Raw genomic sequence first — 23,672 nt, 5'->3', positions numbered from 1 at the left:
CCGTGCGAGATGGCAGTGTCTTTGAGTATTGTCGCTTAACTGATACGGTGATTCAGGCCTGGTCTGTTCTCCAGCATGGCTATTTCAAGGGGAATTTTGTCGGTAAAGAAGAGTTTGCGGCTCTCAATCACGTCCTCAATGATTTGGCGAAAAAATACCAGGTCACACCGACAGCTATCGCCCTTGCCTGGGTCCTCCGCTATCCGGGTAAGATGCAGTCCGTCATCGGAACGACCAAGCCCCAGCATGTCCTTGAAGCAGGAAAAGCAGCAACAGTCACCCTAACTCGCAAGGAATGGTATCAAATCTACTTGGCGGCGGGAAATGATTTGCCTTAGAATCTTGTTAGTAAACCAGATTCCACTCTTATCGGTGGTCTGGTTTTTTTGTGGTTTTCAGTTTTTTCTTGACAAGTCTTTCTTTTTTATGGTAATCTTTATGCAACAAGTGTTGCGCAACGAATGTTGCGCGAAAGGAGTCTTATGCCACCCAAGGTTAAATTTAGTAAAGAGGCTATCATTGGGACAGCTTTACAATTGGTGAGAGAAGAGGGAATGGCTAGTTTAACTGCTCGAGCATTAGCGGAGAAACTGGGAGCCACACCGAGAGTCATTTTTGGGCAATTTGCTAATATGGCTGAGTTACAAGCAGAGGTTATTGGTGCTGCGGAGATGGTCGTGGTGGAGTATATTCGCAAGGCCTTAGAAGATGAGAAACCTTTCCGATCTGTCGGGGTTGCTTATATCCTTTTCGCCTCAAAAGAACCCCAACTCTTTCAATTGCTTTTCCAAAATCCTAGCAAAGATCCGATTCGTCGCTTTCAAGATTTTCTTCCCATGAAGGATCATAGTTACCAATTGGTTCTGGATTCGATTGTCGCAGACTATCCTTTGACTGTAGAGGAGGCTAGTCGCTTGTACCAGCATCTATTTATCTACTCACACGGGATGGCCTCTATGGTTGCTTCTGGTATTTACCAGTTCGGCATGGAAGAAGTGATTGGATTACTGACAGAGGTTTGTCAATCTCTCATCAAAGAAATGGTAGGAAAGAAATGATTCAACTAGAAAATGTGCACAAAAGTTACGGCCAAACCAAGGTTTTAAAGGAGATTGATTTGCAGATTCAAGACCAGGATGATGTGGTTATCCTCGGCCCTTCTGGATCGGGGAAATCAACTCTCTTAAATGTGTTATCAGGCTTAGAAAAGGTAGACGAAGGGCATATCCTCATTCAAGGACAAGATTTATCACAACTCACAGATGCTCAATTGACAGCCTTTAGACGGGAGAAGATTGCCTTTATTTTCCAGCAGTATTATCTATTGCCGAATCTGACGGTCAGACAAAATGTAAAGATGGGAGCTGACCTGGCAAACAATCATGATTTTTTGCAGATCATCGAGGATTTGGGGCTTGGCGATAAGCTGGACAAGTATCCGAGTGAATTGTCTGGTGGGGAACAGCAGAGAGTCTCCATTGCTCGGGCCTTGGCCAAAAAGCCAAAGATTCTTTTCTTAGATGAGCCGACGGGGGCCCTGGATGAAGAAACAGGGCGTAAGATTCTCGACTATATCTGGAAACTGAAGGAAAAACTGGGCTTTACCCTCATCATGGTGACGCACAACCAAAATATTGCGGATATGGCAAGAACCATCATTCGTGTCAATAGTGGCAAGATTACCGAAGTTGTGACCAATGATCAGCCTCAGACTGCTTATGAGATTGGATGGTAAGCCATGTTTTCAGTAAAAGATATTCGAAAATTAGTTGTCGTCAGTATCATTGGGGCTTGTGCGGTCTTTGTGGCTAATCTCTTCTTGAATTTTTACCTGGATATCGAACAGTTAGAGATTTCGAAAACCAATCCCATGATGCAGACCTACTATGATGCCCAGGTTTCGCTTTCCTGGATGGTAGCCATGGTCAGTGGGGTCGTCTTGTCTTTGACGTCGGTCCTTCTCATGTGTTTTTATATCAAACAATTTGTCGATGACCACAAGGAACAATTAGGGATTTTAAAGGCTTTGGGCTATAGCAATGGTCAGTTGGCTAAACGATTTTGGGCCTTTGGACTTAGTTTTGGAGCTGGAGCGCTTATTGGCTATTTCGCTTCATTTCTCATGATGGGACATTTTTATGACTTTCGTAATGAGAAGGGGATTTTGCCAGAAATCACCATTCATTTTCATTGGCAGCTCTTGCTTGCTTTGGTGATCCTGCCAACGACCTTCTTTATGATTCTCGCGATTGGCTATGCTAGAAGACAACTCCAAACGCCGGCACTTCGCTTATTGAAAAAGTCTCCAAGTCCGATCAAGGTCAAAAGGAGAAAGAAGGCTCCCAAGAAAGACAAAGACTTCCTAAAAGAGCTGTCCTCATCTCTGATTTGGGGGAGAAAATCGATCTTGTTTTTTGTGGTCTTTGGCTCCATGTGTTTTGCGGCCATGGTTCAATTGTCCTTTGGCTTAAGAGATTATACAGATGACATCATCCAAACCATGATGATTATGATTGGCTTGATCCTTTCTTTCTCGATTCTCTTTTTGTCATTGGGGATTGTGGTCTCAGAAAGCCGCGAAACCTTGGCTCTTATGAAGGCTTTTGGCTACACCGATCGTGAATGCCAAGGTCATATTCTCGCTCCCTATCGTTTTTGGGCTTATTTAGGATTTGTTCTTGGGACAGCTTATCAATATGGCATCATGGAAATCTTGATTGGTGTGATCAAAGATACGGTTCCTGAAAAGATTGAGCATCACTTTGATGGGAATGTGTGCTTTTGGACCTTGATTGGTTTTGCTGTGGTTTACGAAAGCCTCTTTTATCTATCCAACAGAAAACTCCAAAAACAAACCATTAAAGAAGTGCTCTTAGCTGAATAAATAGAAAAGAGAGTGGGACAGAAATTGGTAATTCGTTAGAATTTGATTTCGTCGTCCCACCTCCGCATAGTTGAGTAGGGCTGTAAAAGCTGATGAAATCAGCGTAGTAGAGCCCACTCAACCACTGCGTCTTGCTCGACAATCTAAAGACAATTGAGAGGCCAGGACTTTTGTCCCAGCCTTTTTCTTGTAGAATCATTGACAGGGAGAGGCTTTTCCGCTATTCTAGGGGAATAAAAGAAAGGAAAGAGAGACAGCATGAAACGGAGTTATTGGCAGGACCTGAAGGGGGCCTTTTACTTAATCTGGCGCAATAAATGGTCCTTTATCTCTGTGGGGATACTTTTGCAGTTTGTGGTTGGTATAGGAGCTGCGGCCTTGAGTTGGGTGTCCCTCAGTACGAGTGAATAGGAATACGGTTTAAATAGAAATCTGGCTTACTAGGTTTCAAGATGGCCAAATTGGAATATTCTTTAGTGATGTTACCTAAATGTTTGATTTTTCTTCCATATTCCTCTATACTAAATAGTATGAATAACGAAAGTCGTCCCTACAGTAACGCTGTCAGGGCGCTTTCTCTTTCTATAGCTTTCTTTTACAGGCGCAATCCTCTCAGAACGAAGGACTGTTTCTTTGTTCTGAGATGGACGGCCAGCTAAAGAAAACTTTACTAACTAGTATTTTTAGGAGGTAACTATGCTTCAGTCATTGATTGCTGAAATCAAGGAATACAAGAAACCATCTATTCTAGCCTCACTCTATATGGTGTTTGAGGTCATGTTTGAGATTTCTATTCCATTCATTATGGCGACGCTTCTGGACAAGGGGGTTCAGAAGGGGGATATGACCACGGTTCTGACCTATGGTCTCCTCATGTTGGTCTTCGCCTTTCTCTCTCTTTTCTGTGGGATGCAGTCGGCTCGCTACGGGGCTTTTGCATCAGCCGGTTTTGCTAAGAATCTACGGAAGGCGATCTTCAAAAAGATCCAAACCTTCTCCTTTGAAAACATCGATAGCTTCTCCTCAGGTGGTCTGGTAACCCGGATGATGACGGATGTGACCAATGTGCAGAACTCCTATCAGATGGTCATCCGGATCTGTGTGCGTGCACCGCTCAACTTGATCTTTGCCATTGTTGCTAGCTACTTGATCAATCCGCAGATGGCCATGATCTTTGTCGGGATTACCCTTTTCTTGGGGCTGGTCTTGGGTGTGATCACTAAGATTGTCTATCCACTCTTTACCAAGGTCTTTGACGCCTATGATAACTTGAACAACAGCATCCAGGAAAATATTACCAACATGCGCGTGGTCAAGTCCTATGTCAAAGAAGAAGAAGAGACGGTCAAGTTTAAGAAGGCTTCTCGCTTGATCTACAACATGTTCATGAAGGCCATTCGCATCGTGATCTTGAGTAGTCCAGCCATGATGCTGTCCTTGTATGCTTCTTTTATCTTGATCTCTTGGATCGGGGCCCAACTCATCGTGGCTGGAAGCTTTACGACAGGTGAGCTGACGTCTATGTTTGCCTACGTCATGACCATCCTCATGTCTCTCATGATGTTTATGATGATCTTCGTCATGCTCTCCATCTCTATGGCATCTGTAGAGCGGATCAATGAAGTCCTTGGGACAGAGTCAACCATCGTCTCTCCTGAGAATGGTCTGACAGAAGTAGCAGATGGCTCTATTACCTTCGATCATGTAGACTTCGCCTATAAAGATGAAAATGGCGACAAGGCCCATGTCTTGTCCGATATCAACCTTAGCATTCGCTCGGGTGAAGTAATCGGAATCCTTGGGGGAACTGGTTCCGGTAAGTCTAGTCTGGTCCAGCTCATCCCTCGTCTCTATGATGTAGAGTCTGGTAGCGTCAAGGTCGCTGGTCAGGATGTGCGGAACTATGATTTGGATCATTTGCGTAAGCAGGTTGCCATGGTGCTTCAGACCAATGTCCTCTTCTCTGGTACCATCAAGGAAAATATGCGCTGGGGAAATAAGGATGCGACGGATGAAGAAATCATGGAAGCTTGTAAGATTGCTCAAGCGGATGAATTTATCCAGAACTTTAAGGATGGCTATGATACCATGATCGAGCGTGGTGGAGCCAATGTCTCAGGTGGTCAGCGTCAACGTCTTTGTATCGCCCGAGCCCTCTTGATGAATCCAAAAATCTTGATCCTGGATGATTCGACTTCGGCCGTTGATACTAAGACCGATAGTTTGATCCGGCAAGGATTGGCAACCAGTCTTAAAGACACAACTAAGATCATCATTGGCCAACGGATCTCTTCTATCCAAGATGCAGACCGGATCGTGGTCATGAATGATGGTAAGATCGATGCGATTGGTACTCACCACGACTTGATTGAGAGCAATGCCATCTACCGTGAAGTCTATGACATGCAAACCCAAGGGAAAGGAGGACAAGCAGATGAAGAATAAGAAAAAAGCTGGCTGGGGCTCTCTCGTGCGCTTGCTGGCCTACATGTGGAAACAGTATAAGTTCGTCCTTCTCTTAGCAGCTGCCCTTATCGTGACAGCCTCCCTCTCTACGGTCTATATTACGTCCTCCATCCGTGCCTTGGTGGACCAATACATCCAACCCATGCTGGATAGTGGAAGCAAGGATTTTGGCCCCCTCTTAACTTTCTTATCGACATTAGCTGTGATTGGAGTGGTGGGAGTTTTGGCCAACTATGGCTTCTCCCTCATTATGGCGACAGTGTCTCAGGATACGCTTCGCTCGCTACGGAACCAGCTCTTTGCCCGTATGCAAAAGCTCCCTGTGAAGTACTTTGATACCCACCAACACGGGGACATCATGTCTATCTATACCAATGACATCGACGCTCTTCGCCAAGCGATCGAGGAGTCTATCCCGCAGCTCCTTCAATCTGCCATCACGATTATCGGTGTAGCCGTCAGCATGATTGTGATTAGCCCGCTTCTTTTCCTTCTCGTTCTTTCGATGGTCGGTGTCATGGCCTATGTCATCAAGGATATCTCTGGTAAATCTGGTCGCTATTTCGCCGATCAACAAAAGAACCTAGGGATTGAAAATGGCTTTATCGAAGAGATGATGGCTGGTCAAAAGGTGGTCAAGGCCTTTGTCCACGAAGAGGAAAGCATTGAAGCCTTTGAGCGGATCAATGACCAACTCTTTGAATCTTCCTATCAAGCCAACCGCTATGCCAATGTCTTGATGCCAATCTTGGGGAACCTAGGAAATGTCTCCTTCGTCTTGACTTCATTGGTCGGAGGGATCTTCGCCTTGAATGGCATTAGTGGCCTCACCATTGGTGGCCTCATGGCCTTCCTCCAGCTCAACCGTTCCTTCAATGGGCCTATCACCCAAGTATCGCAACAGTTGAACTTTGTCCTCATGGCTCTGGCTGGGGGAGATCGGATCTTTGATCTCTTGGATGAAGAAGTCGAAGTGGATGAAGGGAAAGTCACCTTGGTCAACTATGAAGAGGTCGATGGGCGCATGGTCATCACTGATAAGAAGACCAACCTCTGGGCTTGGAAACACCCTCGGGAAAATGGTGACTACGCACTGGTCAAACTGGTCGGAAATGTCGTCTTTACCAATGTAGACTTCTCTTACAATGAGAAAAACCAAATCCTCTATGATATCAACCTCTACGCAGACAAGGGGCAAAAAGTGGCCTTTGTCGGTGCGACAGGAGCAGGAAAGACCACCATTACCAACTTGATCAACCGTTTCTACGATATCCAATCAGGATCTATCACCTATGATGGGATCGATGTGAAGCTGATCGAGAAGGCTTCGCTCCGTCGCTCGCTAGGGATCGTCTTGCAGGATACCCACCTCTTCACTGGAACCATCGCAGAAAATATCGCCTATGGTCGATCAGATGCGACCCGGGAGGAAATCCTGGAAGCAGCCCGCATTGCCAATGTGGATTCCTTCGTCAAACATTTGGACCAAGGCTACGATACCGTCTTGAACGATGATGGAGCCGGTCTCTCAAACGGTCAACGTCAGCTGATTGCCATTGCGCGTGCTGCCTTGGCCAATGCACCGGTCTTGATCCTTGATGAAGCGACCTCCTCAATCGATTCACGGACAGAGAAGATGGTCCAAGAAGGGATGGATCGCCTGATGGCTGGACGGACCGTATTTGTCATCGCCCACCGTCTCTCAACCATCGTCAACTCGGATGTGATCATGGTCATGGACAAGGGACGCATCATCGAGCGAGGTAACCACGCTTCCTTGATGGCAGAACGCGGGACTTACTACCGCCTCTACACCGGTGGCCTTGAAATTGATTAATACAAAAAGTCTGAGTGAGTCTCAGACTTTTTGCTTATGGATAATCTTGTCTTTGAAACTTTCCTTAGGTGAGATCGGACGTCAGCGAACTTCGAAGAAGTTCCAAGACTAAATCAAGATACAAAGGGCGTCTGCGGATAAAGTAAAAATAGGGAGCAGGACAGAAGCACTGTTGTATGGGATTGCTTCGTTGTCCTGCCCCCACAAGGCTGATTAGGATTTTTCCGAGCTAAAAGGCGAGAGAAGAATTCAATCAGCTACTGTGTCTTGGATATAGTACTAATGTATTTTGCGCTTTTGACACAATCCGCAGCCCGTGTTCAATTCGTTTTGAGCCCCTTCGCTCTTTATTTTCTAATCACACGCTAGAACAGTTAAAAGCCTCCCTTTGATAGATATAACGGAGAGAAAAAACGGGCCTTGTAGGTTCGCTTTTTTTATGACTTAACTCATTTCCGTGGTATAATGGGAGGACTATTCATAGAGAAGATCAAAAGGAGACACGAGTGGATCAAAAACATCACTGCCAAGTCCTATGGGCGAAAAATAAATACCTGGTGCTGAGTCATTCCAGCAACATTTACAAGGAGATCCGGGAATACCTCAAGCAAGACCAGGTTGATGTCAGTCACGTCGAGGACCTGATCCAACAAGCGCTAGCCTTGCCGGAAAATCGTGGCCAGGTCTCCAATGCCTTCCAGCATATCTGGGGCTATTTCAAAAAGCAGGCGACTCCTGAGGAAAAGGCCGACTTTATGCTGCTACTTGAGAAATACCAGCATGGGCAAGCAAACCAAGAGGATCTCATCAAGGGGATCCAGACGCTCCTAGAGCGCTACCCGAATCGCTACTTGCAAGACTCGACACTATTAGGAGGTCAATAGATGAGACTGTGGCACCAAGACTTGATTAGCAAACTCCCTCGTCCCCAGCTTCTCGGCCAACACCGGGAATGCTGCGCCCTTCGAGGTAATGGCTGGGGCAAGAAGCATGCGACTGTCAACTATGTCTTTGACTACTCGCCCTATCGCCTCTATGCCTATCACCGCCTGATTATGGAGGAGATGACCGCTCGTGGCTACAAGGTCAGCCCAGAATGGTGGGAGCCGACCTACCGAGGCAAGACCTGCCCAGCCTACCCAGAGCTGGAAGAAGAAGGTTTGAGCAGCCCTATCTATCCCGAACACCAGGCTACTTACCTTAAAGAATGCCTGGACAATCTAGCAGAAAAAGGGATTCAACTAAACTAAGAAAAAACGGACCAGACCAGGTTCGTTTTTTTACGCTAAAGCCCAACAAAATGCTTTGAAAGCGTTAATTTCTTTCCCAAACATGCTATAATAATAGGAGATTATGTACAGGAAAAGGATAGACGGATGAAGGCAGTAGCAACTCCAGAACTTGAGATTGAAAGACAGTTGATCCAGCAGTTGACATCAGGAGAGAGTCAGTGGACTTATCGCGAGGATCTCAAGAACGAAGACCAGTTATGGGACAATTTCTTTGACAAGCTAGCGCAAAACAATGTCGCTGTGCTAGCGGACCATCCTTTGACTGATCAGGAAAAGCGCCAGATCAAGAACCAGCTTAACTTTGTTAGCTATTATGAAGCGGCCAAGTGGCTTGCTGGTGAAAATGGCATCGCCAAGGTAGAAGTCCAGCGTGAAGATGCTAGTCTAGGGACCATCCGCTTAGCAGTCATCTGGCGGGACAATATCGCAGCTGGTAAGTCGAGCTACGAAGTGGTCAACCAAGTCGAACGTGACAAGGCCTATCCGCTAGACCAGGATCGACGGCTCGATACGACCCTTCTGATCAATGGCCTGCCTCTCATCCATATCGAACTCAAGAGTCCACGAGTGGCCTTTCTTGATGCATTTCACCAGATCAAAAAGTACGACCGTGAAGGCAAGTTCCGGGGGATTTACTCGAGCTTACAGATGTTTGTCGTGACCAATAAAGTCGACACACGCTATATCGCTGCAGCGCGTGAAAGCAAGCTAAACAAGCAATTCCTGACCAAGTGGGTGGACAAGGATAACCAACCCATGATCGATCTCAACAGCTTTGCTCATGAGGTTCTCTCCATCCCTCGGGCCCACCAGATGGTCATGCAGTACTCCGTCATCGACGATAGCAAGAAGGCCCTCATCCTTCTGCGTCCCTACCAGATCCATGCCATAGAGGCTGTGCAGGAAGCTTCTCGCCGTCAAGAGTCGGGCTATATCTGGCATACGACCGGATCAGGCAAGACCCTGACCTCTTACAAGGTAGCGCGCAATCTCTTGCAGATTCCAGCAATCCAAAAGACCATCTTTGTCGTCGATCGCAGAGACTTGGACCAACAGACGACCTCGTCCTTCCTCTCTTATGCGGCCAATGATGTCATCGATATCGACGAGACGGACAATACCCATGAACTGGTCAAGCGCCTAGGGGGCAATGACAAGCGCGTGGTAGTCACGACCATCCAGAAAATCACGACCATGATGCGTAAGTTTGAAGAAGGTAAGTACCAGCGGGATGCTGGGAAGATCAAGGACCTGCGCGTGGCTTTTGTCGTGGATGAGTGTCACCGGGCTGTCACCCCACAGACGCAAAAGGAGATCAAGGCCTACTTTAAGAACTCTCTCTGGTATGGCTTTACAGGAACTCCGATCTTTAAGGAAAACAAACGCAAGCAAGTGGGAGACCTGGCTCAGACTACCCACCAACAGTATGGTGATCGCCTGCATGAATACACCGTCAAGGAAGCTATCCATGATGGAGCTGTTCTGGGCTTTAAGGTTGACTACCGCAACACCATCATTTCTGATCTGCTAGAAGAAGAGATCCCAGACCAGGCCTATGAGGACAAGGAGCACATGCTAGAAGTTCTCGATGCCATCCTCAATAAGAGCCAGCAACAGCTCAATATCCCAAAAGGGGTCGGAAAGAGCTATGAAGCTATCTTGACGGTTAAGTCCATCCCACGAGCACAGGCCTATTACAATCTGCTCAAGAGCATACTAGCTGGCAAGGAGCGGGTTAAGGTTTCCGAACGTGTCAAACGCCACCTACCAGATTTTCCAAAGTTTACCATCACCTACTCAGTGTCTGAAAATGAGGAAGAGTCCATCGGCTACCAAGACCACATGAAACAGGTCATGGAGGACTACAACCAAGAGTTTGGTACGCATTTTAATCTAGCGGATCTGCGGGGCTTTAACACCGATGTCAACAATCGCCTGGCTAGAAAGCAGGATAAGTACCTCTATCGCAATGAGCAGTTGGACTTGGTCATCGTGGTTGACCGTCTCTTGACTGGTTTTGATGCACCTTGTCTTTCTACGCTCTTTATCGATCGCAAGCCTATGCGCCCACAGGACTTGATCCAGGCCTTTAGCCGGACCAATCGGATCTTTGATGACAATAAGCACTTCGGCCATATCATCACCTTCCAGCGTCCTCAAGCCTTTAAGGAAGCCGTCGACAATGCCCTCAAGCTCTACTCTAATGGGGGAGAAAATGAGGTCCTAGCACCAAGCTGGGAAGAAGAGAAGCGCAACTTCTTAAAAGCCTGGGCAGAGTTTAAAGGCCAAGTCACTGATTTCGAAGAAGAGGGGATCGCCCTCGAGCAGGCCCCAACAGCCCAGCTCCGCAAGGTCGCTAAAGCCTATCAGGTCTTTGACAAGTACCAAGCCTCGATCCGAGTCTACTCAGAGTATGATAAGGAAGAGATCTATCGGGAAACGGGTCTCAGCGACAGCCAGCTCGAAGCCTATCTAGGCCTCTATCAAAATATCCTGGCGGAGATCAAGAGCAGGGATCCAGAAGTGGACAGCGAGGATGAGCTGGACATCCACTATGAACTAGAGTCTGTCCAAGTCGATGAGATCAACTATGCCTATATCCTGATGCTGATCCAGAGTATGATCCAGCAGGAGGAAAATGACGATCAAAGCCTGAGTGACAAGGATATCGCAACCGTGGATAGCTATATCGAGAGCCTGAACCGGACCAATCCAAGCCTAGCGGAGATCATCCAAAACCTCTGGACCCAAGTCCAAGAAGAGCCCGAACGCTACCGAGGACAATCTATCACCGGAGTCTTGGACCAGATGATCGAATCCATTATTGATAGCCATATCGTAAGCTTTGCCAAAAACTGGTATATCGGAGCCGACGAACTGCGCTACTATATCCAACACTACCGCAAAGGCGCCAAAAAACAAGCCGGTGAAAGCCAGCTGACCAAGAGCCAACGCTACAAAGACTACAAGGCAGAAGTAGCAGACGCTCTCAACCCACTCAGCTACAAAAAACAAATCAAAGAAGCCTATACCCAACTGATTGAAGAAGTGATTGAACCACTAAGAGTGGGGAGGTAAAGGAGATAATGTGGATAAATTATTAGATAGTTTTGAAACAGTTTTTGGAAATGGATTTCTAAAATATTTTAAGGAACAGGAAAAGAAGCACCATTACTTTAAATTTAATGACAATAAAAAAGTAATTCAGAAATTTGTTGAAGATGAACAGAGAGATCGAATTAATTATTATAGAAGAACCAATGTTCATTTCACTCGTTTTCTGCTTATTAGTATTGAGAAATATAAAAATAATGGGAGATCAGTAGATTTTACAGAATTAGATCATAAGGGTAAATTGATTTGGCAGTTGGAACATATTATACCTCAAAGTGATTTTGAAAACGGGGATTGTTACAAGAATAAATTAGGAAATTTAACTTTATTGCACAGGGATACAAATGTAAAAATCTCAAATGAAACTTTTGTAGAAAAAAAGAAAGTATTACTTGATAAAGTTGAGTCAAAGTTTTACATTAACGAAGTTTTTAGAACAGATAATTTTGAGAAATCTGATATTGAAAATCGATCAATTGATTTAATAAATGATTTAGGTAAAATTATAAACGATAATTTTGACGTTTATTGCAAAAAAGTACTAAAAATATAATACAAAAATATTGAAGATGATTTTTAATTTTGTTATTTATACTTTGTAAGTATATAAAATAACAATATGTAAGATAAAATAGCGTTAGAATGGCTAAATTATGAAAAATAACTATCTACATAAGGTATCTAAATCCATTTTATTACAGGAAACTATAGAATTGAGACAAATTTTAAATTTGATTTATAATTCCAAAGATAAAGTTAACAATGATGAAATTTATATTGGTTTAATTCCAATCATCTCATCTATTTGTCATGGATGGTTTGAGATATTTGAATATGAAGACGTACATATTAATAATATCAAAATAGGGAGGTATAACTTTGATACATTAATAAAAAGTTCAAGAATTGGATTAAAGTTATACTCTGATAAAAAAATAGCTAAAGCTAGTAAACGACTGCATGAAATTTCATTGGAATTTAATAAAATACTTCAAACGGAGTATAACGACATGCAAAAACGATTTGTTTATCTGTTTGGACAATGTGACTTTGGAATTTTTACAATAAATGATTTACCATATGGAAATACGATTCAGCAATCTCTATATCTTTCAGATGTGATTAATTTTGAAGATTATGACTCACTTGAAGTATGGGAAAACGAAGTTCAAGAAATAGTTTTTGAATTTTCTAAATCACTTGCACAATTCATAAATACTATTATAGGGTTATCTGGTAAATCATGTTTGATTAATAAAGCATCAGAAATTCAATTAATAGGTTTAAAATTGGCATATAATGATTACTTTCTAATTGATGAAAAACGCAGAAATGTATTAAAGGGTGATCTACCTATAGAAATTCAATTACAATTATTTAATATTCTTTGCCAGAATAATTTTATTATCAATGTTTTACCACTAGTGTTCCAAAGTGGCGGTCTATTATACCATAGGTCAAGACTACAAACATATTTAGTAAGTGTTAACACTATTAAAAAAATTATTAACAAATTTCCAAATGAAAAGTATCAAAAGCAGCTGAAGGAAATTGTAGAGGTTAAAGAAAATTATTTTGACAAAGATAGTGTCTTAAGGAATAATATCTTTCATTATAAGATTGAAGGAGTAGATGACTCCATCTTTTCAATTCCAGAAAAATATTTTTATGAGTTTATTGAATTTAATAGTAGGGTTGAATTCAATGATTTTATGAAAGTAATAAGTGAAGAAATTATAAAAATTAATAAAGTTATTTATAAAATGGTTGAATTTTGTTAAAAATTTTCAGTTATAATGATTCGAAATAGAAGGAAATAATTATGGAAGGAAAAATTCACATATACTCTGATGAATCAAATCATGATAAGAGTATTACTAACAAAGAAAATAATATAAATATTGATAACGAAGGTTTGTCTAGAGAATATGTTAGATCCTTTCTGATGATTAATACATCTTGTTTAGATGATGCAGAGAATAAATTAAAAAATTTAGAAAAAAGATATTTTTCTTGTCAAGAAGATGAACCCAAAGGCAAGGTACTTTTCCAACTTACTAAAAAAATTGGATTAAAGAATTTATCTGAGGACGCTACAAAATTTCTTTTAGATTTACTTGCTTTTATTGAAGAATTTGAAATCCAGATTTTTCTTGTAGTTTTTAATAAATTTGAATATATCATAAATGATAGTATTGAAGTTGATATAGATCGTTTTTCGAAAAAATATATACCGATTGATGATGATAGAGAAATTAGGTATTCTTTTTCGAAATATTTCAAAAATCATTACAATGAAAGATTACGTAAAGTTTTTTTTAGTAGAAAAGATTCTCAAACAGATTATAAAATAAAAAAAGCAATTTACGAGATGAATAGTTCTTTGAAACAACATAAACTAAAAAGGAATGAATGGTTAGTAGGAGAAAATTTATACTCTCTTATCGATAGTGGTATTGTTAAATTTAATACAAAAGCTACTTATAAGTGGGATTATACATTTGAAAGTAATGCTATTATCGATATAGTTGAGAAAGTTTATAAAAATAAAAAAATAATTTCTTTTGATAAAGGAACTAAAGTGAGTACTGTCTTCAAAGAACTCTTAGTTTCAAAAAATATTACAAGTATTGAAGTTACTGAGGATTTAGATTCCAAAGTGGATATATTTATTAGACTATCTGACTACTTTGCGACATTTTTTGGGAAATTATCCAGATCATATTCAAATTCATTTAAGTTAACTGATTTCGAAACAGGCACAAAAAATTATGGTACAGTTGAATCCATTCCTCAAAGCTGGTTTGAACTAAATGAAACACAATTTTATCTAGCAAAAAGAATAGGAGAATTAATTAATAATGGTTCAATATTTTTGTTGCATGGTATTTTAGCAGATACTCCAATTGGTTTAAAAAATTATTTTCAGTTTATCTCTGACTTTAAAGAATTTAGTGATTATCAAGCAGTGGATATTCTGACATTGAGTCAATTGAATAATCAAAGGTTATCAGAAACTTGGTATACTAGTTATTCAGAACAAGGAATAATTTTTTCGCCAGATGATGCAACATATGGATCTTTAAGCGAAAATTTTGGAAAGTCGTAGCAGATTAACCAATTATGGTATAAAAAAATTAAAATGAGACAATTAAAAATAAGATTTAAAAAATATAATGATGTTTGGGAAAATGTTAAGTTAACAGAAAAAGCACCCATTGTAATGGGTCAATCACCGGATAGTAAAAACTATACTGATAATCCTAATGATTATATCCTAGTTCAAGGTAATGCAGACATGAAGAATGGTAGAGTGGTTCCAAGAGTTTGGACTACTCAGGTTACTAAATTAGCTGAAAAGGGTGATTTAATTTTAAGTGTTCGAGCACCTGTTGGTGATATAGGAAAGACTGACTATACTGTAGTTTTGGGCCGAGGTGTGGCTGCAATTAAAGGTAATGATTTCCTCTTTTATTTATTATCAAAAATGAAGCAATCTAACTATTGGGCGAAATTTTCTACAGGTTCAACTTTTGAAAGTATTAATTCAGGAGATATTAGATCTGCAGAAATTATGATACCAAGTCAAGAAGAACAATCCGCTATCGGTTTCCTTTTTAGCACCCTCGACGACCTTCTGGCTAGCTACAAGGACAATCTTGCCAACTACCAATCTCTCAAGGTGACCATGCTTTCCAAGATGTTTCCCAAAACTGGCCAGACCGTTCCTGAGATTCGTTTGGATGGATTTGAAGGTGAGTGGGAAAAAGTTAAGCTGAAAGATGTAACTGATAGTATTGAATACGGATTAAATGCCTCAGCTAAGGAATTTGATGGAGAAAATAAATATATTCGTATAACTGATATTGATGACGTTTCTCGTAAATTTAAAGAAGATAGTATAACCTCTCCAGACATTAACGTAAGTGAATGCGACAACTATCTATTGTGCGAGAAAGATATATTATTTGCTCGTACTGGTGCAAGTGTTGGGAAAACGTATCTTTATGACATAAAAGATGGCAAAGTTTATTTTGCCGGTTTCTTGATTCGTGCTCGAATAAAAGAAAAATTTGATTCAAAATTTATTTTTCAAAATACATTGACTGATAGATTCACACAGTATGTAAAAGTAACTTCTCAAAGATCTGGGCAACCAGGAGTTAATGGTAAGGAATATGGGGAATATGAGTTGTATTTACCAAAATACGAAGAACAACAAGCCATCGGTTCCTACTTCTGTAACCTCGATAACCTCATCTCTGCTCACCAAGAAAAGATTTCTCAACTTGAAACACTCAAAAAGAAACTCTTGCAAGATATGTTTATTTAAGGGAAAGTTATGTATAGTTCTATTAAAGAATTAATTAAAAAATTAGAATCTGAACAGGTAAGACTTCAAGAAAATTTGAATCAACTACATGATTTAAGAGATGCTTATGAGATTCACTACCAGCACGCAGATGCTTATTTATCAGCACTCATTGGCCTGATTTACAAAGAATTAGATGATAAATTTTTGTCTGATAATGTAACAGAAAAGTATAAAAATCTACGTGATAATTGGCTTGAAAGCATATACTTTTGTTTTGGAGGAGACGCTTATTTATATGAATCAAACCTGCCCCAAATTCTTGAGAATTTTAATATAATTAAACTTTTTTCTTTTATTTCAAAAGTTGATTCAACAACAGTTATTATAGGAGCTAACGGAGCTGGAAAAACTAGTCTTATTAATGAATTACGGAAGAATAGTATAGATGAGATGTTTGTTCTTCCTGCTCAAAAAGTATTATATTTTGTATCCAATGCTTTTGGTCGTGATAGTATCAATAAAGAAAAATATTTAGCAGATTTAAAAGAAGCAGAAATAAAGTATGATACGATTGAAATACAGACCCATAATATCGAAGATGATTTTTCAAGTTCTTTTACCAAACTGATAACGTTGTTGGTAAAAGATTATGCAAATATTGTTACTCGTAAATCACGAGGAGAAAAAAATTTACCTGTGGCTTTATGGGATAGGGTAGAGCAGGTTTGGAACTTAATATCACCCGGAATAAAATTTATCCTAGAACCTGATAATAGAGTTGTCGAAGTTGAAAAAAATAGCTCTAGATATAGTATAAATGGTTTAAGTGATGGTGAACGTTGTATATTGTTTTATATAGGAAATGTATTGCTAGCTCCAGAAAATAGTTATATCATTGTCGATGAACCTGAAACCTTCTTAAATGCAGCAATCTACAATGAATTGTGGGATTTGCTCATATCAGAGCGATCTGATTGCCAATTTGTCTTCGCTTCACATAATATGGACTTTGTTCAATCAAGAACCAATGCTACCTATATCTGGTGCAAGAAATTTGAAGCACCTTATGACTTAGATTATGAACGATTGGAAGATTCTCAAGAATTTCCTTTATCCTTATTAACAGAAGTTTCTGGTACAAGGAAACCAATACTATTTTGTGAGGGTACTAAAACTAGTATAGATTATAAAATCTATTCTAAGCTATTCAGTAAATTTTGCTTTGTAAAACCAGTACAAGGACATAAACAAGTCATCCAGCATACTAAGGCCTATAATAATTTAAACAAAATGCATGGAAATAAAGCATATGGCATTATTGATTACGATTGGATGGAGGATGCAAAAATTGCAAAATATAAAAAGAAAAATATTTTTGTACTCCCTTTTAATGAGATAGAGATGCTTCTAGTTGATGAAGCAATAGTAAAGTCAGTTTTGGCATCAGACGATCAAGATAAAGAGCAAAAATTACATAAATTCCAAGAAGCTATTAAAAGTCTATGTATAGAAAATAAAGAGAAGATAGTAAGTATCGCCTTAAAAAAGAAACTTGATGAATTTATGGAAAGTCATTTTATAGAGGAGAATAAACCAACTAAACATGATGCTCAAGAATTTTTAGAAGGTTTAGTAACTAGATTTAATGTAACTTCAACAGTTGAAAATATAACTTCTATTGTTGATAAAAGTATAATTTCATCAGATTTTGCATCAATTTTAAAGATTTGTAACTTAAAAAATGAGATTATCAATCAACTAGGGGATGCTCTAATCATTCGCGACTTTAAAAATAAATCAATAAATAGGATTACAATAAGTCCCGAGTTGCAAAGTTTATTGAGAAACAAATATTTTGGTGAACTTGTAACTTTACTTAATAATAATTAAGGGCGTTAGTTTATTATACTCCTCACTTTAAATACTAAAAAACTCTTACAAGATATGTTTATCTAACCTTCAAAAATTTCCCTTATAATCTTTCACAAGCACATCATTTTTCGAATAGTATAAGTGAGCCCCTTTGATTCGTTCAAAGGCGCTCCTTAGTGTTTAATAACTTAAAAGTATTTACTTTTAATAACTTTAGAGTTATAATAAATTCGAAAAGGGGTTGCTTTGTGCACGCTATTTATTTTTATAAGGACAAACAGGGGAATCAACCGGTCTTGGACTACATGCGGGACTTAGCTCGTCGCGATAAAAAGGACAGCCGGATAAAGCTTAACAAGCTCAACGACTATATTGAACTGTTGAGCCAGCATGGAACCCGTGCTGGCCAACCCTACATCAAGCATCTGGATGCAGAGATCTGGGAGTTGAGACCCTTGCGGGATCGGATTTTATTCGTGGCTTGGCTGGATGGGAGTTTTGTCTTACTGCATCCTTTTGTCAAAAAGACGCAAAAGACACCTAGACGAGAGATCGAGAAAGCCAAGCGGGAGTTGCAAGATTTGAAGGAAAGAGGGCTAAGAGATGAAGAATAGTGCCATCGGCAGCAATTGGAAAGATGTGAGAGCAGAGCTCTTCACCAAGGAAGAAATCCTGGAAAGTGATCTGCGGGTCGCGATTATGACAGAGCTGATTGAGGCTCGGCATGAAAAGGGCATTAGCCAAAAGAAACTAGAAGAACTCAGTGGGGTCAGTCAACCGGTCATCGCTCGGATGGAGACAGGCAAGACCAGTCCACAATTGGACACGGTCTTGAAAGTCTTAGCTAGTCTGGGCAAGACCCTCGCCGTCGTCCCACTGGAACAAGAAAAGGTCTAAAAGAAATCAGAAAGAATTATTATGGAAACAACACAAACCTCCCAGTCGCTCTACCAAGCCCTGTGGAACTCAGCGGATGTGCTCCGCTCTAAGATGGATGCCAATGACTACAAGTCTTACCTTTTGGGGATGATCTGTTACAAGTACCTCTCAGATAAGTTGCTCTTCTTCGTGGCAGAGACCATGGAGGAGGAGACAGAGAGTCTGGATGAAGCCTTGGCGCTTTACCGATCCTACTATGAGGATCCAGCTTCTCAAGAGGAGCTGATCTCCGTCGTCAACGATGAGCTTAATTATTTTCTTAAGCCTGACTTGACCTTTACAGCTTTGGTAGACCGGGTCAATGAAGGGACCTTCCAACTGGAAGATCTAGCTCAGGGCTTCCGAGACATCGAGCAATGTGATGATCTCTACGAGAACCTCTTTGAGGACATTGATCTCTATTCCAAGAAGCTAGGAGCATCACCTCAAAAAGCAAATTCTGTAGTCGGTGCAGTCATGAAAGAGCTAGCAGTGCTGGATGTGGCAGGTCATGCGGGTGATATGCTTGGGGATGCCTATGAGTACTTGATTGGTCAGTTTGCGACCGACTCAGGTAAGAAAGCTGGTGAATTCTATACGCCCCAGCCTGTAGCCAAGCTCATGACCCAGATTGCCTTTTTAGGGCGTGAAGACGAGCAGGGTTTTACCCTCTACGATGCCACTATGGGATCGGGCTCCCTCTTGCTCAATGCCAAGAAGTATTCTCACCAGCCTCAAACCGTCCAGTACTTTGGTCAGGAGCTCAATACCTCTACCTATAACTTGGCTCGGATGAACATGATCCTACACGGGGTTCCGGTGGAAAACCAGTTCTTGCACAATGCCGATACACTGGACGAAGACTGGCCGACCCAAGAGCCGACTAACTTTGATGGGGTCCTTATGAACCCACCATACTCAGCTAAGTGGTCTGCAAGCTCTGGCTTCCTCCAAGATCCTCGTTTCTCCCCATTTGGCAAGCTCGCGCCTCAATCCAAGGCAGACTTCGCCTTTCTCTTGCACGGTTATTACCACCTCAAGCAGGACAAGGGTGTCATGGCTATCGTCCTTCCTCACGGGGTCCTTTTCCGTGGCAATGCTGAAGGAACCATTCGCAAGGCCTTGCTGGAAGAAGGAGCCATTGATACCGTGATCGGTCTTCCTGCCAATATCTTCTTCAATACCAGCATCCCAACGACGGTCATCATTCTCAAGAAGAATCGGACCAATCGGGACGTTTACTTTATCGATGCTTCTAAGGAATTTGACAAGGGCAAGAACCAGAATATTATGACGGATGCCCATATCGAGAAGATCCTTAAGGCCTATAAGAGTAGAGAGGACATGGATAAGTTTGCCCATCTAGCTAGCTTTGAGGAGATCGTCGAGAATGACTACAACCTCAATATCCCACGCTATGTGGATACCTTTGAGGAAGAAGAAGTAGAGCCACTGACAGAAATCGTGGCTAAGATCAACCAGACCAACGCAACCATTGAGACCCAGACAGCCTCTCTTCTAGACATGCTCAGCCAGCTTCATGGAACGACACCAGAAGCTGATGCCGAACTCAAGAAATTTGTCCAAGAGTTTAAGGGTTAGTTCTTAATACATTTAACAGACAATTCCCTCCTTAGTTTTCTAAGGAGGGATTTTCTGTCGAGTTATTTTTCTTGCTTCTTTTATAAAAGAGTGTATAATGATGTAATGCAAAAAGTTACAACAAAAAAACCGAAAAGGAGACACCTATGACCTACGCCTACAATAGCAAGATTTACCTGGCAGAAGCAGTGCTCAATGTGAAGGATCTGACTCGCCAGACCGCTTTTTACACCCAGATTCTGGGGTTGGAGATTTTGTCTTAGAATGAGGAGGAAGTCCTGCTTGGGGCTGGAGGCAAGCCCTTGGTCCACCTGATCCAAACGGATTGGACCGAGTCTGTTAAGGCTAGCTACGGTCTCTACCACATGGCCATTCTCCTACCTAGTCGGGAGGACTTGGCGGATGTCTTCAAGCATATGGCTGAGCTGAAGGTTCCCTTTGTCGGGGCTGCCGACCATGGCTACAGCGAAGCCCTCTATCTTGAAGATCCAGAGGGCAACGGCATTGAGCTCTACCGGGATAAGCCAGTGGCAGAATGGGATATCCGTGAGGATGGCCGTATCATCGGTGTGACGGAGGAGCTCTCTGCCCAAGAAATCTATGAGATGGGCCGCAAGGTGGAGCCCTTCCAGATAGCGTCTGCTACCCGCATGGGTCATATCCACCTCACTGTGAGAGATAGCCAAGCAGCGTCAGCCTTTTATCAGAAGGTGCTAGACCTGTCAGATAAGTTCACGGTTCCATCAGCCAGCTGGATCGCTTCTGGAGACTACCATCATCACCTAGCAGTCAATGAGTGGGGTGGCAAGCACTTATCTAAACGCGAAGCCCAACTTCCTGGCCTAGCCTATTACGTCGTCCAAGTAGAACAGAAAGAAGACCTGGTCGCCATCTCAGAGAGAGCAAAAGAGCAGGGGGCACCTGTCACCTGGCTGACCTCAAGTGAGCTCGAGTTTACAGACCCAGATGGGATTGTGACCCGCGTCAGAAAGGGTTAGAAAGCTTGATAAATTAGGCTTTTTAAAAGAAAAAGCAAAAATAGTAAAAATTAGTGATAGTTCAAGATGTAATTCTTGACATTACATCTAGGCCGTGTATAATAGTTTTTGTAATATATAAACTTACAACAGAAAGAGGAAACAACTATGAAAAACATTCTATTTATCGTCGGATCTCTTCGTCAAGGATCTTTCAACCACCAAATGGCTAAGAAAGCAGAAAGCATCCTAGAAGGAAAAGCAACAGTGACTTACTTGGACTACAAAGACATCCCAATGATGAACCAAGATTTGGAAACGCCAACCTTGCCAGCAGTGCAAGCGGCGCGTGATGCAGTCCTTGCGGCGGATGCCATCTGGATCTTCTCACCAGTTTATAACTTTGCCATTCCAGGTGTGGTGAAAAACTTGATCGACTGGCTCAGCCGTGCCCTTGACCTATCAGAAACTCGTGGTCCATCTGCCCTCCAAGACAAGATCGTAACAGTCTCTTCAGTCGCTAATGCAGGACACGAGCCAATGTTTGCGGCTTACCAAGCCCTCCTACCATTCGTTCGTACCCAAGTAGTGGGAGACTTCACAGGAACAACCGTTAACCCAGAAGCCTGGGAAACAGGTGAATTGGTCTTGACAGACGAAGCAATCGCAGGATTGGAAAAACAAGCCCAAGCTCTATTGGAAGCGTAAAAAAAGCTGAGACTTTTGTCTCAGCTTTTTTAAATACTAAACAATTGTCCGAAGAGATAGGTAACACCCATAGTTAGTAGTCCGATGACCAAGTTACGGATCATAGCCTGCTTGGTAGGGGCATTTCCTAGCTTGGCACTAGTGTAGCCAGTAAAAAGAAGGGAAAGGGCGACGATGATCACCGTTGCTGGGATCCGGATTTCTTTTGGTAAGAGAATGATGGACAGCATAGGAGGAAGGGATCCAAGGACAAAGGCAACAAAGCTAGATATAGCCGCATGCCATGGATTAGTAAACTCTTCAAACTCCAGGCCATACTTTTCTTCCACCAAGGCCTTGAGAGGGTGTTTGAGAAAGGCCCGCTCGGTCATGATTTGAGCAGCCGTTTCGCATTCCCCATTTTGGATATAAGCTGCATAGAGGGAGTCGCAGGCAGCCTTTGGATCCCGGTCCAGAAGGGCTTGCTCTCGGCTGACAGCGGCTTCTTCTGTATCCTTTTGGGTGGATACAGAGACGTATTCTCCACCCGCCATAGAGAAGGCACCGGCTAGTATCGCAGAGAGGCCAGATAGAAAGATGATCCAGAGATTGCTGGTCGCACTGGCAACCCCGATAACAACTCCAGCGATTGAGATAATGCCATCATTGGCACCGAGCACTCCAGCTCGTAAGATATTTAAGCGATCGTTAAATGAAGCATCAATGCCATGTTTTGTTTCAGTCATACTTGTCTCCTGATTTCTTATTTAGAATGATTATAATTAAAATTAATTAGTTTAGCAAGTCTTTTGTCTTAAATGATAAAAGTCCGACAATTTAAGAAAGGACTATAGAGGGTAGGAGGTTTATCTCATCTTAAAAATATACCGTCAGCAGAAGGAGCTAAGATATTATAATGCTTTGACAATCGAAATAATTTTAGATATAATTCTATAAATGAATTATGAATAGGAGTCAACCATGAAAAAATTAGTCGCAAGCGGTATTACCCTTCTCTCGGTTTTGACCTTGGTCGCATGTTCGGGAAATCAAACTGCAAAACCAAAGGCTTCTTCAGAGAAGTCTTCAAGCAAGGTGGAGAAATCTTCTTCCTCTAAGAAAACATCCTCATCTAAGAAGAAATCATTTTCTTCAAAGAAATTTGAATTGACAGATGATACAAGTAGCTCTTCTAGTCAGTCTACTTCAGGCTCTGGTGCTCAAGCAACAGCTCCAGAAGTTGTTTTGGTAACAGATCAGGAAATTGAAAATGCGAAAACCATTGGGGAAATCAAGGCGCTTTATGCTAAACTAGCTGAAAATTATAAGAAGCATGCCAATGAATTGGGTGAAAAGTTGCCAAAATCTGAACAAGAATCTTACTTCAAGACCATAGAACCTGGTATCAAGAAGATGGATGAAGAGTTGGCTTCTGTGAATGAAACACTTGCTCAATTTGGAGATGATACAACGCTATTCCCAGAAGAGCACCGTGCTGCCTTTATCGAGGCCTTCAAAGCAACCCGTGATACCATGACAAATGCTTTGGTAACTGCTTATAAGTTTGTTGGAGGTTTGAGTAGCTAAGGTCTCTGTCTTCTCTGTGGGGACTCAGTTTCTACAGCTACAGATTGGATCTGAAAAGAAATAAAGAAAGAGAGAGTGGGACAGAAATCGGTAATTCGTTAGAATTCGATTTCGTCGTCCC

Annotated in this window: 21 protein-coding genes and 1 pseudogene; 21 read left to right on the top strand and 1 reads right to left on the bottom strand. The window is 41.7% G+C overall.

The genetic code is table 11. The annotated features are described in order from the left end of the window. From RCH62_RS05795 to RCH62_RS05700, 20 genes and pseudogenes are all read left to right on the top strand, one after another. Positions 1-338, top strand: a 338-nt coding sequence (locus RCH62_RS05795; RefSeq protein ID WP_306474830.1) for an aldo/keto reductase, incomplete at its 5' end; no start/stop codon positions are given. A gap of 144 nt (positions 339-482) precedes the next feature. Further along, positions 483-1,058, top strand: coding sequence for a TetR/AcrR family transcriptional regulator (locus RCH62_RS05790; RefSeq protein WP_003002793.1), 576 nt, complete (start codon positions 483-485; stop codon positions 1,056-1,058). Then, complete coding sequence (locus RCH62_RS05785) at positions 1,055-1,735, top strand: ABC transporter ATP-binding protein (protein WP_306474829.1); 681 nt, start codon at positions 1,055-1,057, stop codon at positions 1,733-1,735. The genes RCH62_RS05790 and RCH62_RS05785 overlap by 4 nt, the downstream gene beginning before the upstream one ends. 3 nt (positions 1,736-1,738) lie before the next feature. Then, positions 1,739-2,884: an FtsX-like permease family protein gene (locus tag RCH62_RS05780; RefSeq protein ID WP_306474828.1), complete on the top strand. Its 1,146-nt coding sequence runs from the start codon at positions 1,739-1,741 to the stop codon at positions 2,882-2,884. A 258-nt stretch (positions 2,885-3,142) separates the two neighbouring features. After that, positions 3,143-3,295 carry a dTDP-6-deoxy-D-glucose-3,5-epimerase gene (locus RCH62_RS05775; protein WP_306474827.1) on the top strand — a complete coding sequence of 51 codons (153 nt, stop codon included), beginning with the start codon at positions 3,143-3,145 and terminating at the stop codon, positions 3,293-3,295. A 285-nt stretch (positions 3,296-3,580) separates the two neighbouring features. Further along, on the top strand, positions 3,581-5,329 hold the full coding sequence (locus RCH62_RS05770) for an ABC transporter ATP-binding protein (protein ID WP_306474826.1): 1,749 nt from the start codon (positions 3,581-3,583) through the stop codon (positions 5,327-5,329). After that, positions 5,319-7,187: an ABC transporter ATP-binding protein gene (locus RCH62_RS05765; RefSeq protein WP_306474825.1), complete on the top strand. Its 1,869-nt coding sequence runs from the start codon at positions 5,319-5,321 to the stop codon at positions 7,185-7,187. Before RCH62_RS05770 ends, RCH62_RS05765 begins: the two co-directional genes overlap by 11 nt. A gap of 506 nt (positions 7,188-7,693) precedes the next feature. Further along, the gene (locus RCH62_RS05760) at positions 7,694-8,071 is read left to right on the top strand and encodes a YbgA family protein (RefSeq protein WP_154853323.1); all 378 of its coding nucleotides are present in this window, start codon (positions 7,694-7,696) and stop codon (positions 8,069-8,071) included. Beyond that, positions 8,072-8,437 (top strand): TIGR02328 family protein, encoded by a 366-nt coding sequence (locus tag RCH62_RS05755; RefSeq protein ID WP_154853320.1) that lies wholly within the window; start codon positions 8,072-8,074, stop codon positions 8,435-8,437. Between the two features lie 126 nt (positions 8,438-8,563). Next, positions 8,564-11,557, top strand: a complete 2,994-nt coding sequence (locus tag RCH62_RS05750) for a type I restriction endonuclease subunit R (protein WP_306474824.1) — start codon at positions 8,564-8,566, stop codon at positions 11,555-11,557. 10 nt (positions 11,558-11,567) lie between these two features. Then, positions 11,568-12,146: an HNH endonuclease family protein gene (locus RCH62_RS05745; protein WP_154853314.1), complete on the top strand. Its 579-nt coding sequence runs from the start codon at positions 11,568-11,570 to the stop codon at positions 12,144-12,146. A gap of 100 nt (positions 12,147-12,246) precedes the next feature. Then, positions 12,247-13,374: a hypothetical protein gene (locus tag RCH62_RS05740; RefSeq protein ID WP_154853311.1), complete on the top strand. Its 1,128-nt coding sequence runs from the start codon at positions 12,247-12,249 to the stop codon at positions 13,372-13,374. Between the two features lie 41 nt (positions 13,375-13,415). After that, complete coding sequence (locus RCH62_RS05735) at positions 13,416-14,702, top strand: hypothetical protein (RefSeq protein WP_154853308.1); 1,287 nt, start codon at positions 13,416-13,418, stop codon at positions 14,700-14,702. 33 nt (positions 14,703-14,735) lie between these two features. Further along, positions 14,736-15,926 carry a restriction endonuclease subunit S gene (locus RCH62_RS05730; protein WP_154853305.1) on the top strand — a complete coding sequence of 397 codons (1,191 nt, stop codon included), beginning with the start codon at positions 14,736-14,738 and terminating at the stop codon, positions 15,924-15,926. A gap of 9 nt (positions 15,927-15,935) precedes the next feature. Beyond that, positions 15,936-17,798 (top strand): DUF4435 domain-containing protein, encoded by a 1,863-nt coding sequence (locus RCH62_RS05725; RefSeq protein ID WP_154853302.1) that lies wholly within the window; start codon positions 15,936-15,938, stop codon positions 17,796-17,798. Positions 17,799-18,028: 230 nt separating this feature from the next. Further along, positions 18,029-18,394 carry a type II toxin-antitoxin system RelE/ParE family toxin gene (locus tag RCH62_RS05720; protein WP_306474823.1) on the top strand — a complete coding sequence of 122 codons (366 nt, stop codon included), beginning with the start codon at positions 18,029-18,031 and terminating at the stop codon, positions 18,392-18,394. Beyond that, positions 18,384-18,677, top strand: coding sequence for a helix-turn-helix domain-containing protein (locus RCH62_RS05715; RefSeq protein ID WP_021144391.1), 294 nt, complete (start codon positions 18,384-18,386; stop codon positions 18,675-18,677). The genes RCH62_RS05720 and RCH62_RS05715 overlap by 11 nt, the downstream gene beginning before the upstream one ends. Before the next feature lie 21 nt (positions 18,678-18,698). Beyond that, positions 18,699-20,300, top strand: a complete 1,602-nt coding sequence (locus RCH62_RS05710; RefSeq protein ID WP_154853296.1) for a type I restriction-modification system subunit M — start codon at positions 18,699-18,701, stop codon at positions 20,298-20,300. Between the two features lie 146 nt (positions 20,301-20,446). Continuing rightward, a pseudogene (locus tag RCH62_RS05705) lies at positions 20,447-21,298 on the top strand (VOC family protein). A gap of 147 nt (positions 21,299-21,445) precedes the next feature. Then, positions 21,446-21,985 (top strand): NADPH-dependent FMN reductase, encoded by a 540-nt coding sequence (locus tag RCH62_RS05700; protein WP_306474822.1) that lies wholly within the window; start codon positions 21,446-21,448, stop codon positions 21,983-21,985. A 29-nt stretch (positions 21,986-22,014) separates the two neighbouring features. Here the strand turns inward: RCH62_RS05700 and RCH62_RS05695 are convergent, their stop codons facing one another. Continuing rightward, complete coding sequence (locus tag RCH62_RS05695) at positions 22,015-22,710, bottom strand: VIT family protein (protein ID WP_306474821.1); 696 nt, start codon at positions 22,708-22,710, stop codon at positions 22,015-22,017. Positions 22,711-22,945: 235 nt separating this feature from the next. Here RCH62_RS05695 and RCH62_RS05690 point away from each other — a divergent pair, with 235 nt between their 5' ends. Beyond that, positions 22,946-23,551, top strand: a complete 606-nt coding sequence (locus RCH62_RS05690; protein WP_270285325.1) for a hypothetical protein — start codon at positions 22,946-22,948, stop codon at positions 23,549-23,551. The last annotated feature ends 121 nt before the right edge of the window (positions 23,552-23,672 follow it).

This window comes from Streptococcus sp., from assembly GCF_030825805.1.
GTDB lineage: Bacteria > Bacillota > Bacilli > Lactobacillales > Streptococcaceae > Streptococcus.
This window is presented reverse-complemented; position numbering and strand designations above follow the sequence as displayed.